The sequence below is a fragment of the Streptomyces sp. NPDC049541 genome, assembly GCF_044465725.1.
In the GTDB taxonomy this organism is placed as follows: Bacteria; Actinomycetota; Actinomycetes; order Streptomycetales; family Streptomycetaceae; genus Streptomyces.
Genome location: NZ_JBITLY010000005.1, coordinates 549,760 through 567,041 on the forward strand (window position 1 = coordinate 549,760; position 17,282 = coordinate 567,041).

Consider the following 17,282-nt stretch of genomic DNA (forward strand, 5'->3'; position numbering starts at 1 on the left):
AGAAGGCCGTGGCAGTGTTACGGGGAGAACAACTGTAGTGATTGACCGACCAACGGAGTCCCCGTGTCGCTGCCACCCCTGGTCGAGCCAGCTGCTGAGCTCACCGTAGACGAGGTCCGCAGGTACTCCCGCCACCTGATCATCCCCGACGTGGGCATGGACGGGCAGAAGCGGCTGAAGAACGCCAAGGTGCTCTGTGTGGGCGCCGGCGGCCTGGGCTCGCCGGCGCTGATGTACCTGGCCGCGGCGGGCGTCGGCACGCTCGGCATCGTGGAGTTCGACGAGGTCGACGAGTCGAACCTGCAGCGCCAGATCATCCACAGCCAGGCCGACATCGGCCGCTCCAAGGCCGAGTCCGCGCGCGACTCCGTCCTCGGCATCAACCCGTACGTGAACGTGATCCTTCACGAGGAGCGGCTCGAGGCCGACAACGTGATGGACATCTTCAGCCAGTACGACCTGATCGTCGACGGCACGGACAACTTCGCGACCCGCTACCTGGTCAACGACGCGTGCGTGCTGCTCAACAAGCCGTACGTGTGGGGTTCGATCTACCGTTTCGACGGTCAGGCCTCCGTCTTCTGGTCCGAGCACGGCCCCTGCTACCGCTGCCTGTACCCGGAGCCCCCGCCGCCGGGCATGGTCCCCTCCTGCGCCGAGGGCGGCGTCCTGGGCGTGCTGTGCGCGTCCATCGGCTCCATCCAGGTCACGGAGGCCATCAAGGTTCTCACCGGCACCGGTGAGCCCCTGGTCGGCCGCCTGATGATCTACGACGCCCTGGAGATGCAGTACCGCCAGGTCAAGGTCCGCAAGGACCCGAACTGCGCGGTCTGCGGCGAGAACCCGACCGTCACCGAGCTCATCGACTACGAGGCCTTCTGCGGCGTCGTCTCCGAGGAGGCCCAGGAGGCGGCCGCCGGCTCGACGATCACTCCGAAGCAGCTCAAGGAGTGGATCGACGACGGCGAGAACATCGAGATCATCGACGTCCGTGAGATCAACGAGTACGAGATCGTCTCGATCCCCGGCGCCAAGCTGATCCCGAAGAACGAGTTTCTCATGGGCACCGCCCTGGAGACCCTCCCGCAGGACAAGAAGATCGTCCTGCACTGCAAGACGGGTGTCCGCAGTGCGGAAGTCCTCGCCGTCCTGAAGTCCGCGGGCTTCGCCGACGCCGTACACGTGGGCGGCGGCGTGATCGGCTGGGTCAACCAGATCGAGCCGCACAAGCCCGTCTACTGATCACCGCTCTCGCCGACCAGCGAGACTGAGGAAGCCCACGGCTCTGACCAGTTCGGATGCCGTGGGCTTCTGTCGTCGTCGGTCGCCGTCGAGTGACCTCGCGTGGCGCTCGCTGGTTCGGACACGTGGGGGACATGCCCATGGTGAGCCGTGTCTGGTGATGGGCATGGTCGTTGGAGCGAGCATGCGAAAGATCATCATGACCGCCACGCTGGCCGTGGCTGCTGTCGCCATGGCAGTTCCTGCCCATGCGGACGACAAGTCGACCCCCCACTGGACCTTCGCGCCGGGATCCGTCTGCGGGCTGGAAGGGGCAGAGGTGTCGGCGCTGCCGATTCTGACTGACTTCGTTCCCATCCACGCCAACAACTGCCCGAACGGCAACGTGCTCGATTACCCGACGATCTAGGTCGAACGGTTCCCTCAACCCACCACTCTCCCCAGCTTCCCTCCCGTCCGCCGCACACCGTGGACTGAGCGTGGTCTGCTCGGCTCTGCCTGGTCGATGGCGGACGGGACGGAAGCACCCCGCGCACGCCGCTACGGGCCTGCGGTCGCGCACGTGCCCCCCATCCCGGTGCCGGGGCCCTTCTCGCTGCCCGGTCTGCGAGTCCCGCCGCCCGGGCTACGAGGCGCAGACCTTTCCGTCCTTCGGCACCGTCCCGTTCAGCAGATACGCGTTCACCGTCGAGTCCACGCAGTCGCTCCCGTTCCCGTACGCGCCATGTCCCTCGCCCTTCCAGGTGAGCTCCACACCGACGCCCTTGCCCAGTTCGTCGGCCATTTTGCGGGCTCCCTCGTAGGGTGTCGCCGGGTCGCCGGTGTTGCCGACCACGAGGATCGGGGCAGCGCCGGGCGCACTGGCCGGCGGGGTGTCCCACTGGCCGGCCACCGGCCAGTCGTGGCACCAGCCGGCGGTGTCCCAGCCCATGAAGTCGCCGAAGACGGGCGAGATCTTCTCGAACTGCGCGAGCCGCCTCTTCGTTGCGGCGGGTGTCGGGCGCATCTTGCTGTCCAGGCACGATATGACCCGTTGCGAGTGGGTCGTCGTCTCGTAGTGCCCCGAAGCGTCGCGGCCGTTGTAGCCGTCGGCCAGCGACAGCAGTTCCGAACCGTCCCCGTTCTCGGCGGCGTTCAGCGCGCTGGTGAGAACGGGCCAGCTCTGCCTGGAGTAGAGGGGGTAGGTCAGTCCGGTCAGCGCGAGCGTCTGGGTGAGCTTGCGGCCGCTCGAGGTCGGCAGCGGGCGGCTGTCGATCCGCTTCAGCAGGGCCGAGATCCTCTGTGATCCTTGCGCCGGGTCCTGTCCCGTCGACTTGAGGTAGTCGTCCAGTGCGCGCTGGAAGCCCCTGGCCTGGTTCTCGGCGTGACCCACCAGGTCGGCGCTCGGGTCGACCACGGCGTCGAGGACGAGCCGCGCGACCCTCTTCGGGAACAAGTGGGCGTAGACACCGCCGAGTTCGGTGCCGTAGGAGATGCCGAAGTAGTGCATCTTCGAGTCGCCCAGCACCTGGCGCATCAGGTCCATGTCGCGTGCGGTGTCGGTCGTCGACGCGTGCGACATCAGCTTTCCGGCGGCCTTCGCGCAGCCCTTGCCGAAGTCGACGGCGTCCTGGAGATACGCCTTCTCCTCGGCCGGGGTGTCCGGTGTGGTGTCCACCGACTCCGCGGCCTGGATCTCCTTGTCGCTGCGGCAGCGGATCCCCCCGCTCGATCCGACGCCGCGCGGGTCCCAGCTCACCAGGTCGTACTGTTCCCGCAGTTTGGCGAAGGTGGGTCCGAAGGACGGCAGGTAGGAGACTCCCGAGGCGCCGGGGCCACCGAAGTTGAACAGCAGGGAGCCGATCCGCTCGCCCCCGCGGGCCTCGGCGCGGATCAGTGCGAGGCCCATCGTCTCGCCCTGCGGCTTCGACCAGTCCAGCGGCACCTTCAGCGTCGCGCACTGCCAGTCGTTGCCCGGCGCCGGGGAGTCGTCGGTGGCCTTGCAGTCGCCCCAGGCGAGCTTCTGCGCGGTCAGTGAGGAGGGCAGCGCCGTGGTGCCGGAGGAGCTGGACGACGGCGAGGCGGCCGCGCTCGTCCTCCCGCCGCCCTTGCCGCCGTCGGACGACGAGCCACTGCTGCAACCGCCCACCAGGAGCGCCGCGGCGGCACCCAGAGCCGTCCACCGTGCGAATCGCGCCATGTGCGTCCCCCCTCACGGGCCGTCCGCATCGAGCAGCAGACGGCTGTCAGGCCATCGTAGGCGGATCAACGCAGACCGGCCGGAGCCTGTGGATAACCTTCTGACCTGCTGCTTTACCGCAAACCCGCGTCAGGTCTCAGGAACAGACGGTGCCGGCCGCCGGTACCTTCCCGTCCAGCAGATAGCCGTTCACTGCGGACTGCACGCACTTGTTCTTGCTGTCGTAGGAGCCGTGCCCCTGCCCCTTGTACGTCAGCTCCACGGCGACGCCCTTGCCCAGCGCGTCCACCATCTTCTTCGCACCCTCGTACGGCGTGGCGGGGTCGCCGGTGTTGCCCACGACGAGGATCGGCGCGGCTCCAGGCGCGCTCACGTCCGGATGGTCGGCGGCCCCCGCGACGGGCCAGTCGGTGCAGCTGAGCATGGACCAGGCCAGGAAGTCGCCGAACAGCGGTGAGGCGGCCCGGAACTCGGGCAGTTTCTGCTCCACGTAGGCCGTGCTGTAACGGGGCTTCTCGTCGGCGCAGTTGATGGCGATGTTGGCGGCGGTGATGTTGCTGTACTCGCCGTTCTCGCTGCGCCCGTTCAGCGAGTCGGACAGGGCCATGAGGACCTTGCCGTCGCCGCTGTACGCCTGTTGCAGGCCCTGGGTGAGGTACTGCCAGTAGTCCTTGGAGTACAGGGCCTGCGCGATGCCGTTGGTCGCGGCGGACTGGGTCAGCTCGCGGGGGAGGATGCCGGGGATCGGCTTCGCGTCGAGGTCCTTGAGCAGCTTGGCGATACGGTCCTTCACGTCCTGCGGGGTGTCGCCGATCGGGCATGGAGTGGCCTTCGACGTGCAGTCCGCGGCGAAGTTGTCGAGCGCGAGCTGGAAGCCCTTGGCCTGTCCGAGGGAGCTCTGCTCGGCGTTCTGCGTCGGGTCGACGACCGCGTCCAGGACGGCGCGGCCCACCTTCTTCGGGAACAAGTGGGCGTAGACCCCCCCGAGTTCGGTGCCGTACGAGATGCCGAAGTAGTACAGCTTGTCGTCGCCGAGCACCTGCCGCATGAGGTCCATGTCACGGGCCGCGTCGGTGGTGCGCACATGCGGCAGCACCTTCTTGGAGTTCTTCTCGCAGGCCGCGTTGAACTTCTTGGTGTTGTCCAGGTACGTGGTGCGCTCGCCGGCGTCGTCCGGGGTCGCGTCCTGCTGGAAGTACGCGTCGAGCTGCTGGTCGTTCTCGCATTTCACGGGGGCACTGCTGCCGACGCCGCGCGGGTCGAAGCTGACCAGGTCGTAGCGGGTGCGCAGTTTCGCGTAGTCCTCACCGAAGGCGGGCAGCGTGGTGACGCCCGAGCCGCCGGGCCCGCCGAAGTTGAAGACGAGCGAGCCGATGCGTTTGCTGCTGTCGCCGCTGGTCTTCGCACGGATCAGTGCGATGTCGATCGTGTCGCCCTTGGGCTTCGCCCAGTCGAGGGGCGCCTTCATGGTGGCGCACTGCCACTGGCCGCCGTTCGGCAGCGGCGACGGGGCGTTGCCGCCGCCTTCCGCCGCGGACGGTGCCGGACAGTCCTTCCAGTCCAACTTCTGGGCCGACAGGTCCCCGCCCTTGGCGTCCTTGGAGCTGTCGCTGCAGCCTGCCAGCACGCAGGACAGCAGCAGGAGGGTGGCGGTCAGGGCGGCCGCGCGTGGGCGGAAAGGGTTCGGCATGCTCCCATCCTGTCGTCACGCGCGCGTGGGCGCTCGGGACACGGGCCGTAAGAGGTAGCCCGACTACGGTCTTCGTACTACAGCGCACCCTTGCGCGACAGCTGGTTGAAGGCCAGCCAGCCCGGCAGCACGGGCAGCCACAGCGTCAGCAGCCGGAACAGCAGCACGGCGGGGGCCGCCACCTCCTTGGGGAGGCCCACGGCGATCAGTCCTACCGTCAGGGTCGCCTCCACGGCGCCCACGCCGCCCGGTGTCGGGGCCGCGGAGCCGAGCGCGTTGCCGGCGAGGAAGACCACGGCGACGCTGGCGATGCTGAGCGAGGTCCCCGCCTGTCCGAAGGCGCGGATCGAGGCGTCCAGGCACATCACGAAGCAGGCGGTCAGCAGCAGCATGCCGCCGATGCCGGTGACGAGCTTCTGCGGCCGCTGCAGCACGTCCAGCATGCGCGGCACGACACCGGCGAAGAGCGACCGCACACGCGTGGAGACGAATTTCCGCAGGAACGGCACCGAGGTGACGACGAGGACGAGCACGGCCACCGTCAGCAGACCCGCGATGACGGTCCGGGACGGCGACAGGGACGGCGTCTTCTCGGTGCCGGTCAGATAGCCGAACGACAGCAGCATCAGGATGTGGCAGCCGAGCCCGAACAGCTGAGAGGCGCCGACGCTCGCCACCGCGAGCCCCGGGCGCACGCCCGCGCGCTGCAGGAAACGGGTGTTGAGGGCGACACCGCCCACCGCGGCCGGCGCGACGATCTTGACGAACGACCCGGCGACCTGCGCCGCCACGGCACGCAGGAACGGCACCCGCTCCGGCACGAACCCGAGGAGGGCCATGGCCGCCGCGACATAGCTCAGCGCCGAGAACAGCACGGCCGCGACGACCCAGCCCCACTGCGCGTTGGCGACCAGAGGACCGAACTCGATGTGGGTGAGCTGCGTCAGCAGGAAGTACGCGCCGATGGCACCGGCGATGAAACTGATCAGCGTCCGCGGCCGTACCCGCTCGAGCCGGGCCGGCTCGACCGGCGCCTGCGGCCTGATCAACAGCACCTGGTGCCGGATCTGCGTGAGCAGGTCCTCCTCGCGCGCCTCTTCGATGGCCTCGTCGATGGCCCGCTTCTCGGCCCGCTGCTCAGCACGTACGGCCTTCTTGTCGGGCTTTTCGAGTACGGGGCCGGTCTCGTCGGGGGTCTCTTCCAAGCGGGCCTGTTTGGCCTGCCGGGACGCCTCCAGGACCGCTTCCCGCTCGCGCTGGGCCCGTTCCCGGGCCAGCTTGCGCAGGGTCGCGCGGGAGGTGCGGCTGAGCGCGATGGGCTGCAGCATCGGCAGGCAGTCGGCCACGGCGTCCGGGCCGAGCACGCCCACCGCCGACGCCACCGCGCGCTCGGCGCCCACCCGCAGCCCGAGTGTCACCAGGAGCTGTGAGATGTCCATGCGCAGCAGCAGGTCGCCGGCCGCGATCTCGCCGACGCGCAGGTCGGTGAGGATGACCGTGCCGGAACGATCCACCAGAATCGCGTCGCCCACCAGCCTGCGGTGTGCGATGCGCCGGGACTGCAGTGCGCGCACCTGGTGCCAGGTGTCGCGCAGCAGCTCGTCGGTGATCTCCTCGTCCGCCAGGGTGTCGAGGGTGCGCCCGCCGGTGTGCTCGTAGACGAGCATCACGGCGTCGGGACCGAGCTCGGAGGTCGCGATCAGCTTGGGCGCGTTCGCGCCCGCCGCGATGGCCGCGTAGGCGAGCAGTGCCTCCTGCTCCAGTGCCTGGCGCAGCGACTGGAGGCTGCTGCGGGTGGCGAAGCCGCGCAGCGTCAGATTGCGCCACACGCGGTAGAAGAAGCCCTGCGCCTGCTGCTCGCGGTCGACGACCGTCACGTCCAGGGGCGGGCCGTCCTCCAGGGTGACGAAGTAGCGCCGTCCGCGGTCGCCGGTCTCCGGTGTCTCGGGCAGTTCCTCGCGCGACGCGGTCACCGGGCGGAAGCCGACGTGCCGCAGGCCCGCCATCAGCGTCCGTCCGGTGGGGCGGACATTGGGCGAGCCGACCGCGTACAGCGTCCCGTAGGCCACGGTCCAGCCGATCAGCACCGTCAGGATGATCGAGAACGGTGTCGTGTAGCCGGAGACGAGCATGGAGAACGCGTCGAGGAGCAGCACCGTCCACAGCACCGCGCGCCAGCGCGGCCGCCGCGACATGCCGACGGCCGTCATGTACGCGATGACCGGCGCGAGATAGCCGTGCACCGGGTCGGTCAGGGCGTGGATGTCGCCGGGGGAGGGTTGGGTGAGCGCCTCCTGGATGGAGCCGGGGGCGCCCTTGGCGACCCACAGGTCTGTGGCGAGAGTCACCCCGTGCGCGAGGACGGCCGCGAGGACGCCGTCGGCGATGCGCAGCCCGTCGCGCTTGATCAGCCGTTCGATCGCGAAAGCGACCGGTACCAGCAGGATCGCGATGCTGGAGGCCAGGCCGGCGATCTTGATGAGCAGATCGGGCGCCTGGCCGGTGCCCTTGTTGATGTCCTGTTCGAGGCCCGAGGTGGTGCCGTGGGCGAACGCGGCGATCGCCAGCAGCAGGACGATCCCGAGCACGCCCACCAGGAGGCGCATCAGATCCGACGGACGGTGCACGCGCGCGGGGAGCAGCGGTTCGTCGCCCTCGACCTCGTCGTTGTGGGCCTCGTCCAGGAAGTCGTCCTCGCCCGTGCCGACGTCCGTGGAAGCGGAGTCCTTGCGGTCGGTGCCCGAGCCGGAGCCGGTGCCGGGGCGCGACGAGCCGTCAGAGGTGCTCTCGGCGTCCTCTGGGTGCGCACCCTGCTGCTTCATCGTCTCTTCTTGGTCTCGTATCACCGGTCACCGCCCGCATGATGGTGGCATGCTCCACCGACACACGGGGGCATCAGGGTGCAAGAGCGGGGGCGCACAGTCTGCCGGAAGCGCCGCCCGGGGGCGAGGGATACGCATCGTTGCGAGCGCGTCACGCTGTCGGTGGCATGCGGCAAGATGGGCCGGATGAGCGAGGAGAGCCTTCCACGGGACGCCGGCCCGGGGTACGCGGACGCGCTGCCGGAATACGCCGAGCGTGTGCTCGAGGTCGCCGAACTGATCCCGCCCGGGCGTGTCATGACGTACGGGGACGTCGCCGAATGGCTGCAGCAGGGCGGGCCCCGTCAGGTCGGCCGGGTGATGGCCCTCTACGGGGGAGCCGTCCCGTGGTGGCGCGTCGTACGCGCGGACGGCGCCCTGCTCCCGGGACACGAACTGCGTGCTCTCGATCACTACCGCGCCGAGGGCACCCCCCTGAAGGAGGCGAGCAGGACCGCCGAGGGTCACCTGCCTCGCCTCGACATGAGGCGGGCGCGATGGGACGGCGGCGAACGCGCAGACGGTCACACCTGAAAGCTTCCGCCATGGAACCGCCCGACGTGTGACCCGTGATCCGTACGGGGGACGAGGGGCACGTTTGTGGCATGGCGTACGTTCGTGGGGCGAGGGGCCTGCGGGTTTCGCGTGCCGCGAGGGAAGAAGAGGAAGCCCTGCTTCCGCAACCTGCGTCGGCGTAGCGTCGGCTGCACGTGCCCCCCTCACCTCCCGATCACCGCCCTGCACGCGCGGTGGTCCGACGACCAGTACAACCACCAGGACCGGCGAACCACGTGAGCTCCTCTTCCTCCACCAGGCGCCTGTCGCACCCCCAGGTGCGACAGGGGGGCCGTGGCGCCTACCGACTGCTGCGTACCCCGCCGAGCCGACAGGATCCCCCTCGTCTGGACGCGCCACAGCGCTCCGTGGTTGACCACGAGGCCGGCCCGCTGCTCGTCCTCGCAGGTCCGGGCACCGGCAAGACCACCACGCTCGTCGAGTCCGTGGCGGCGCGGATCGCCCGTGGCGGGGACCCCGAGCGCATCCTGGTGCTGACGTTCAGCCGCAAGGCGGCCGTCGAACTGCGCGACCGCATGGCCCTGCGCATAGGGGCGGCACGCGCGCCCCAGGCGACCACCTTCCACTCGTTCTGCTACGCCCTGGTCCGCGCCCATCAGGACAACGACCTGTTCGTGGAGCCGCTGCGGCTGCTGTCCGGCCCCGAGCAGGACGTGACCGTCCGTGAACTGCTCGCGGGCCAGGCCGACCTGGAGCGCCTCGGCCTCGCGCACGTGCGCTGGCCCGACGAACTGCGGGCCTGCCTGACCACCCGGGGCTTTGCCGACGAGGTCCGCGCGGTCCTCGCCCGAAGCCGCGAGCTGGGGCTGGGGCCCGGCGCCCTGGACGCCTTCGCCCGCCGCATCGGCCGTCCCGACTGGCGTGCCGCGGCCACCTTCCTCGCCGAGTACCTCGACGTGCTCGACCTGCAGGGCGTGCTCGACTACGCGGAACTGGTCCATCGCGCGGTCCTCCTGGCCCGCCGCCCCGAGGCCGCCGAGCGGCTCGCCGCGCGCTACGACGCCGTCTTCGTGGACGAGTACCAGGACACGGACGCCGCCCAGGTACGGCTGCTGCACGCCCTCGCGGGCGGCGGCCGCACCCTCGTCGCCTTCGGTGACCCCGACCAGTCGATCTACGCGTTCCGCGGTGCGGACGTGGGCGGCATCCTCGAGTTCCCGGCCGCCTTCCCGCGCGCGGACGGCCGCCCCGCGCCCGTCGAGGTCCTGCGCACCTCGCGCCGCTCGGGTGCCGCCCTGCTCGCCGCGACCCGGCTGCTCACCCAGCGCATGCCGCTCACCCGGCTCCCGGCGGACAAGGTACGCGCCCACCGCGACCTCGCCCCGGTGCGCGACGGCGGCAGCGTCGAGGTGTACACGTACCCGACGCCCGGCACCGAGCTGGACAACATCGCCGACATCCTGCGCCGGGCGCACCTGGAGGACGGTGTCCCCTGGCGTGAGATGGCCGTACTGGTGCGGGCCGGATCGCGCACGATTCCCACGGTCCGCCGCGCGCTCACCGCGGCGGGCGTGCCCCTGGACATCGACGGTGACGACCTGCCGCTGCGGCACGAACCGGCCGTGACACCGCTGCTGACGGCACTGCGGGCGGTGGCCGAGGCGGAGGCGGCACGGACCGAAGTGCCGGACGCCGCAGCTGCCGAGCCCGCCTCCGAAGAGCCGGAGAGCGCCGGGTGCTGGCTCGACACCGAAACCGCCCTGACCCTGCTGGCCTCCCCGCTGGCCGGCATGGACGCCGCCGACCTGCGCCGCCTCGGGCGTGCCCTGCGTGACGAGGAGCGGGCCGCGGGAAACCCGCTGCCGCCGCCCTCGGACGAGCTGCTCGCGCGGGCGCTGGCAGAGCCGGAGCGCCTCGTCGCCCACGACCCGGCGTACGCGCGTGGCGCCCAGCGGCTCGGCGCACTGCTGCGCGCCGCGCGTGAGCGCCTCGCGAGCGGCGGCACGGCCGAAGAGGCCCTGTGGGACCTGTGGGACGGCACACCGTGGCCCACCCGCCTTGAGCGGTCCGCGCGGCGCGGCGGCGCCGCCGGCCGCAACGCCGACCGTGACCTGGACGCCGTGTGCGCACTGTTCGCGACCGCCGCGCGCGCGGAGGAGCGCACCGGCGGCCGCGGCACCCTCAACTTCCTGGAGGAGATCGAGGCCGAGGACATCGCCGCCGACACCCTCACGCGGCGTGCCGTGCGCCCCGACGCCGTACGTCTGATGACCGCGCACCGCTCCAAGGGCCTGGAGTGGCGCCTGGTCGTCGTCGCGGGCGTGCAGGAAGGCCTGTGGCCGGACCTGCGCCGCCGGGGCTCCCTCCTGGAGGCCGACCGCATCGGCCGCGACGGACTCGCCGAACCGCTCACCCCGGGCGCGCTGCTCGCCGAGGAGCGCCGCCTGTTCTACGTGGCCGCCACGCGCGCGCGTGAGCGTCTCGTCGTCACCGCGGTGAAGGCCCCCGCGGACGACGGTGACCAGCCCTCCCGCTTCCTCACCGAACTCGGCGTCGAACCCAGGGACGTCACGGGCCGCCCGCGCCGCCCGCTGTCCGTCGCCGCACTCGTCGCCGAACTGCGCGCCACCACCGTCGACCCGCGCGTCTCGGACACCCTCAGGGAGGCCGCCGCCCACCGCCTGGCCCGGCTCGCCGCGCTCGCCGACGAGGACGGCCGCCCACTCGTCCCCTCCGCCCATCCCTACCGCTGGTGGGGCATGTACGAGCCGACCGAGAGCAAGGTGCCGCTGCGCAACCGCGACCAGCCCGTCGTGCTCTCGGGCAGTGCCCTCGACCAGCTCGCCAACACCTGCGCCCTGCAGTGGTTCCTGGCCCGCGAGGTGAAGGCCGACGCGCCCGCGACGGCCGCCCAGGGCTTCGGCAACGTGGTGCACGTCCTCGCCGACGAGGTCGCCTCCGGACACACCCCGGCCGACCTCGCCGTCCTCATGGAGCGCCTCGACTCCGTGTGGAACGCGCTCGCCTTCGACGCGCCGTGGAAGTCGGCGCAGGAGAAGGAGAACGCGCGCGTGGCGCTCGAACGCTTCCTGAAGTGGCACGTCATGGACCGCACCGGCCGCACTCCGGTGGCCAGCGAGCACGGCTTCGACGTCACCCTCGAAGCGGGCGACTACGAGGTCCGCATCCGCGGCTCCATGGACCGCGTCGAGACCGACGGCGAGGGCCGCGCCTACGTCGTCGACTTCAAGACCGGCAAACAGACGCCCACCGCCCGCGAGGTGGCACGCCACCCCCAGCTCGCCGTCTACCAGCTCGCCGTCCGCGAAGGCGCCGTCGACGAGGCCTTCGACGGCATACGCCCCGAATCCGGCGGCGCCGAACTCGTCCAGCTGCGCCAGGGCGCCGCACGGCGCGACGGCGGCGAAACCCTGCCCAAGGTGCAGGCCCAGGACTCCATCGAGGGCGCCGCGGGGGAGTGGGTCGGTGAGCTGCTGGCCAACGCCGCCGGAAAGGTCCTCGACGAACGGTTCACACCCAGCGCCGGCCAGCACTGCTCGCACTGCGCCTTCCAGGCCTCCTGCAGCGCGAGGCCCGAAGGGCGACACGTCGTCGAATGACGAGGCCGATCTTCCCGGGCCTTCTGTGATCGACCGCACCACACGTGCTGACCTGCGCTTCTCCTCGCCCGGAGGCCGATCCGGCCTCCACTGTCAGTGGCCGCCGCTAGCCTCTCTGACGTGCCACCCCGTATCACCGATCCCGATCAGCTCAAGGAGCTCCTCGGGATTCCGTTCACCCCGGAGCAGACGGCCTGCATCATCGCGCCGCCCGCCCCGCAGGTGATCGTGGCCGGAGCCGGATCGGGCAAGACGACGGTGATGGCGGCACGCGTGGTGTGGCTGGTCGGCACCGGGCAGGTCGCCCCCGAGCAGGTCCTCGGCCTCACCTTCACCAACAAGGCGGCAGGCGAACTCGCCGAGCGCGTCCGCAAGGCACTCGTCAAGGCGGGCGTCACCGACCCGGACGTCATCGACCCGGACCATCCGCCGGGCGAGCCCGTGATCTCGACGTACCACGCCTTCGCCGGCCGCCTCCTGACCGACCACGGCCTGCGCATCGGCCTCGAACCGACCGCCCGTCTGCTCGCCGACGCCACCCGCTACCAGCTCGCCGCGCGCGTGCTGCGCGAGGCCCCGGGCCCCTACCCGGCGCTCACCCGCTCCTTCGCGGACCTGGTCAGCGACCTCCTCGCCCTCGACGCCGAACTCGCCGAGCACCTCGTACGACCCGAGGAACTGCGCGCGTACGACACCGGGCTGCTGCGCACCCTGGAGGGCGCCAAGCTCACCAACGCCGACCTGCGCAAGGTCCCCGAAGCGGCCGCCGCCCGCCGTGAACTCGCCGACGTGGTGGTCCGCTACCGCGCCGCCAAACGCGAGCGGGACCTCCTCGACTTCGGCGACCAGATCGCCCTGTCCGCGCAGCTCGCCCGCATCCCCGAGGTGGGCCGCATCCTGCGCGACGAGTTCCGTGTGGTCCTCCTCGACGAGTACCAGGACACCTCGGTCGCCCAACGCATCCTCCTGGCGGGCCTGTTCGGCGACGGAACCGGCCACCCCGTGACCGCCGTCGGCGACCCCTGTCAGGCGATCTACGGCTGGCGCGGCGCGTCCGTCGCCAACCTGGACGACTTCCCGGAGCACTTCGCCCACCCCGGCGGCCACCCGGCCACCCGCCAGGCACTCAGCGAGAACCGCCGCAGCGGCGGCCGTCTCCTCGACCTCGCCAACGGCCTCGCGGAGCCCCTGCGCGCCATGCACGCGGGCGTGCAGGCCCTCCGCCCGGCCCCCGGCGCCGAACGCGACGGCATCGTGCGCTGCGCGCTGCTGCCCACCCACGCCGAGGAGATCGACTGGCTCGCCGACTCCATCGCCCACCTCGTCGACACCGGGAAGGCGCCCGGTGAGATCGCCGTCCTGTGCCGCACGGCAACCGACTTCGCGGAGATCCAGGGTGCGCTCGTAGCCCGGGACGTCCCCGTCGAGGTGGTCGGCCTGTCCGGGCTGCTGCACCTGCCCGAGATCGCCGACCTGATCGCCGTCTGCGAGGTCCTCCAGGACCCCGGCGCCAACGCCTCCCTGGTCCGCCTGCTGACCGGCCCGCGCTGGCGCATCGGCCCTCGCGACCTCGCCCTCCTGGGGCGCCGCGCCCGGCTCCTCGTCGCCCACGCGCGCGTGGGCGACGAGAACGACCCGGACCGCCGGCTCGCCGAAGCCGTCGAGGGAGTCGACCCCTTTGAGGTGACCTCCCTCGCGGACGCCCTCGACACGTTCCTGGAGATGCCGCTCGACGCCGAAAAGGAGGACGACGGGCTGCCCTTCTCCCCGGACGCGCGCGTGCGGTTCGCCCGCCTGGCCGCCGAACTGCGCGACCTGCGCCGCTCGCTGGCCGACCCCCTCATGGACGTCCTGCACCGGGTCCTCGCCGTGACCGGCCTGGAAGTGGAGCTGTCGGCGTCCCCGCACGCCCTGGCCGCCCGCCGCCGCGAGACCCTCTCCAACTTCCTGGACATCGCCGCCTCCTTCGCCGCCGGAGACGGCGAGGCCACCCTGCTCGCCTTCCTGGGCTTCCTGCGCACCGCCGCCCAGTACGAGAAGGGCCTCGACAACGCCCTCCCAGGGGGCGAGAACACCGTGAAGGTCCTCACCGCCCACAAGTCCAAAGGCCTGGAGTGGGACGTCGTCGCCGTCCCCGGCCTGGTCACCGGCACCTTCCCCAGCACCCAGGGCCGCGAGAAGTGGACCGCCCAGGGCAAGGTCCTGCCGCACGAACTGCGCGGCGACGCCGACACCCTGCCCGACGTCGACACCTGGGACTCCCGGGGCCTCAAGGCCTTCCAGGAGGCCATGAAGGAACACCAGCACACCGAGGAACTCCGCCTCGGCTACGTCACCTTCACCCGCCCCCGCTCCCTCCTCCTCGGCTCCGGCCACTGGTGGGGCCCCACCCAGAAGAAGCCCCGCGGCCCGTCCGACTTCCTGCAGGCCCTCCACGATCACTGCGCGGCCGGATACGGCGAGATCGAGGCGTGGGCGGACGAACCCGCCGAGGGCGAGGAGAACCCGGCCCTGCACACACCGACCGCCGACCAGGTCTGGCCCCTGCCCCTGGACGAGGCATCCCTGGCCCGGCGCCGGACAGCCGCCGAAACAGTCCTCGCCCACCTTGAGGACCTCGCCGCCCACGAGGACGGCCGCCCGGCCGCCACCCACGACCCGGACAGCCACGACGACCCGGAGTGGCCCCCGCCGCCGGACGACGAGGACCTGCCGTACGGAGAGGACCTGCCGTACGAAGAGGAGGACCAGTTCGCCGAGGAGGACCTCTTGGCCGAGGAGAACCCGGCCGACTGGGACGCCTGGTCCACGGACCGCCCGACCGTCCCGCACCAGGCGGCGGCTCCGGAGGAAACCGGGAACCAGGGCGCACGCCCGCACCCCACCACACCGAAAGCCGCTGCCGAACGCGCCCGCACCACCCCTGGGCGCCGCGCCCCGACCCGCCTCACCCCGGAAGAAGCCCGCACCCTCGCCTCCTGGGACCGCGACCTCGACGCCCTCACCGGCGAACTCCTGCGCGCCCGCGAGGCCGTCACGGACGTCCCCCTCCCGGCGTCCCTCACCGCTTCCCAGGTGCTGCGCCTGGCCACCGACCCGGACGGTTTCGCACAGGAACTCGCACGCCCCATGCCGCGCCCCCCGCAACCCGCCGCCCGCCGGGGCACCCGCTTCCACGCCTGGGTCGAGGCCCGCTTCGAAGAACTGACCCTTCCCATGCTGGAGCCGGAAGAACTGCCCGGCAGCGAGACCGAGATCGCCGACGAACACGACCTGGAAGCCCTCAAGGACGCCTTCGAACGCACCGAGTACGCCCACCGCACACCCCACCGCGTCGAAGCGCCCTTCCAGCTCGCCATCGCAGGCCGTGTCGTCCGGGGCCGCATCGACGCCGTCTACAAGGACGACGACGGCAACGGAACGACGTACGAGATCGTCGACTGGAAGACCAGCCGCTCGCGCACCGCCGACCCCCTCCAGCTCGCCCTGTACCGGCTCGCCTGGGCCGAGCAGCAGGGCGTGCCCCTGGAGTCCGTCAACGCCGCGTTCCTGTACGTACGCACGGGTGAGGTCGTACGGCCGGACGGCCTGCCGGACCGGTCCGCACTGGAGCGGCTGCTGCTGGACGAGCCGGCCGCGGAAGCAAACTGTGAGGAACCGCCCACCGACGATGTCAGTGCGGGCCGATAGGCTCGTGACCATGAGCCAGCCCGTTGACAGTGCCGTCAGCGCAGTCCGTACGTACATCGAGCAGCACCGCGCCGCCTTCCTCGACGACCTCGCCGAGTGGCTGCGCATCCCGTCCGTGTCGGCCCAGCCCGACCACGCACCCGATGTACGACGCAGCGCAGACTGGCTCGCCGCCAAACTCAAGGACACCGGCTTCACCACCGCAGAAGTCTGGGAGACACCGGGCGCCCCGGCCGTCTTCGCCGAGTGGCCCGCCACCGACCCCGCGGCACCCACCGTCCTCGTCTACGGCCACCACGACGTGCAGCCCGCCGCCCGCGAGGACGGCTGGGACAGCGACCCCTTCGAACCCGTCGTCCGCGGAAACCGTCTCCACGCGCGCGGGGCGGCCGACGACAAGGGCCAGGTGTTCTTCCACACACTCGGCGTCCGCGCCCACCTCGCCGCCACCGGCCGCACCGCCCCCGCGGTCCACCTGAAGCTGCTGATCGAGGGCGAGGAGGAGTCCGGCTCACCGCACTTCCGCACCCTCGTCGAACAGCACACCGACCGGCTCGCCGCCGACGCCGTGATCGTCTCCGACACCGGTATGTGGTCCGCGGACACCCCCACCGTGTGCACCGGCATGCGCGGCCTCGCCGAGTGCGAGATCCACTTCTCCGGCCCCGACCAGGACATCCACTCCGGCTCCTTCGGCGGCGCCGTCCCCAACCCGGCCACCGCCGCCGCCCGCCTGGTCGCCGCCCTCCACGACGAGCACGCACGCGTGGCGATCCCCGGCTTCTACGACGGCATCGTCGAACTCACCGACCGCGAACGCGAACTCTTCGCCGAACTGCCCTTCGACGAGCAGCAGTGGCTGCGCACCGCCAAGTCGTACGCCACCCACGGCGAGGCCGGACACACCACCCTGGAGCGCATCTGGGCCCGCCCCACCGCCGAGGTCAACGGCATCGGCGGCGGCTACCAGGGCCCCGGCAGCAAGACGATCATCCCCTCCACGGCCATGGTGAAGCTCTCCTTCCGCCTGGTCGCGGGCCAGGACCCCGACCACATCGAGAAGGCCGTCCGCAGCTGGGCCGCCGAACAGGTGCCCGCCGGGATCCGGTACGAGATCACGTTCGCCGCGGCCACCCGCCCCTGTCTGACACCGCTGGACCACCCCGCACTGCAGTCCGTCGTCCGCGCGATGGGCCGGGCCTTCGACAAGCCCGTCCGCTTCACCCGCGAGGGCGGCTCCGGACCCGCCGCCGACCTCCAGGAAGTCCTCGGGGCACCCGTGCTCTTCCTGGGCATCTCCGTCCCATCCGACGGCTGGCACGCCCCGAACGAGAAAGTCGAGCTCGACCTGCTCCTCAAAGGCGTCGAGACCAGCGCACACCTGTGGGCCGACCTCGCCGACACCTGGCGCCATGCACCCTGAGCGCCCCGCGCCGTCCGTAGCGGCACCGCGCGCGGGGAACACTGAAAGAACCGCCCCGCAC

General features: G+C 71.3%; 9 protein-coding genes. 6 read left to right on the top strand and 3 right to left on the bottom strand.

Features of this window, described 5'->3' with window-relative positions; genetic code table 11:
- Positions 1-63: 63 nt before the first annotated feature.
- On the top strand, positions 64-1,242 hold the full coding sequence (gene moeZ / locus ACIBW9_RS21870) for an adenylyltransferase/sulfurtransferase MoeZ (RefSeq protein ID WP_398957385.1): 1,179 nt from the start codon (positions 64-66) through the stop codon (positions 1,240-1,242).
- A 184-nt stretch (positions 1,243-1,426) separates the two neighbouring features.
- Positions 1,427-1,651, top strand: a complete 225-nt coding sequence (locus ACIBW9_RS21875; RefSeq protein WP_398957387.1) for a hypothetical protein — start codon at positions 1,427-1,429, stop codon at positions 1,649-1,651.
- A gap of 216 nt (positions 1,652-1,867) precedes the next feature.
- Here the strand turns inward: ACIBW9_RS21875 and ACIBW9_RS21880 are convergent, their stop codons facing one another.
- The 3 genes from ACIBW9_RS21880 to ACIBW9_RS21890 form a co-directional block, all read right to left on the bottom strand.
- Positions 1,868-3,421 carry an alpha/beta hydrolase gene (locus tag ACIBW9_RS21880; protein ID WP_398957389.1) on the bottom strand — a complete coding sequence of 518 codons (1,554 nt, stop codon included), beginning with the start codon at positions 3,419-3,421 and terminating at the stop codon, positions 1,868-1,870.
- A gap of 136 nt (positions 3,422-3,557) precedes the next feature.
- Entirely contained in the window at positions 3,558-5,111 is a 1,554-nt protein-coding gene (locus ACIBW9_RS21885; RefSeq protein WP_398957391.1) for an alpha/beta hydrolase, read from the bottom strand.
- A gap of 77 nt (positions 5,112-5,188) precedes the next feature.
- Positions 5,189-7,933, bottom strand: a complete 2,745-nt coding sequence (locus ACIBW9_RS21890; RefSeq protein ID WP_398957393.1) for a lysylphosphatidylglycerol synthase domain-containing protein — start codon at positions 7,931-7,933, stop codon at positions 5,189-5,191.
- A gap of 186 nt (positions 7,934-8,119) precedes the next feature.
- Here ACIBW9_RS21890 and ACIBW9_RS21895 point away from each other — a divergent pair, with 186 nt between their 5' ends.
- The 4 genes from ACIBW9_RS21895 (at position 8,120) to ACIBW9_RS21910 (ending at position 17,221) form a co-directional block, all read left to right on the top strand.
- Positions 8,120-8,506 carry an MGMT family protein gene (locus ACIBW9_RS21895; RefSeq protein ID WP_398957395.1) on the top strand — a complete coding sequence of 129 codons (387 nt, stop codon included), beginning with the start codon at positions 8,120-8,122 and terminating at the stop codon, positions 8,504-8,506.
- 257 nt (positions 8,507-8,763) lie between these two features.
- Positions 8,764-12,108, top strand: a complete 3,345-nt coding sequence (locus ACIBW9_RS21900) for an ATP-dependent helicase (protein WP_398957397.1) — start codon at positions 8,764-8,766, stop codon at positions 12,106-12,108.
- Positions 12,109-12,228: 120 nt separating this feature from the next.
- Positions 12,229-15,798 carry an ATP-dependent helicase gene (locus tag ACIBW9_RS21905; protein ID WP_398957399.1) on the top strand — a complete coding sequence of 1,190 codons (3,570 nt, stop codon included), beginning with the start codon at positions 12,229-12,231 and terminating at the stop codon, positions 15,796-15,798.
- 10 nt (positions 15,799-15,808) lie between these two features.
- Positions 15,809-17,221: a dipeptidase gene (locus tag ACIBW9_RS21910; RefSeq protein WP_398957401.1), complete on the top strand. Its 1,413-nt coding sequence runs from the start codon at positions 15,809-15,811 to the stop codon at positions 17,219-17,221.
- Positions 17,222-17,282: the final 61 nt, after the last annotated feature.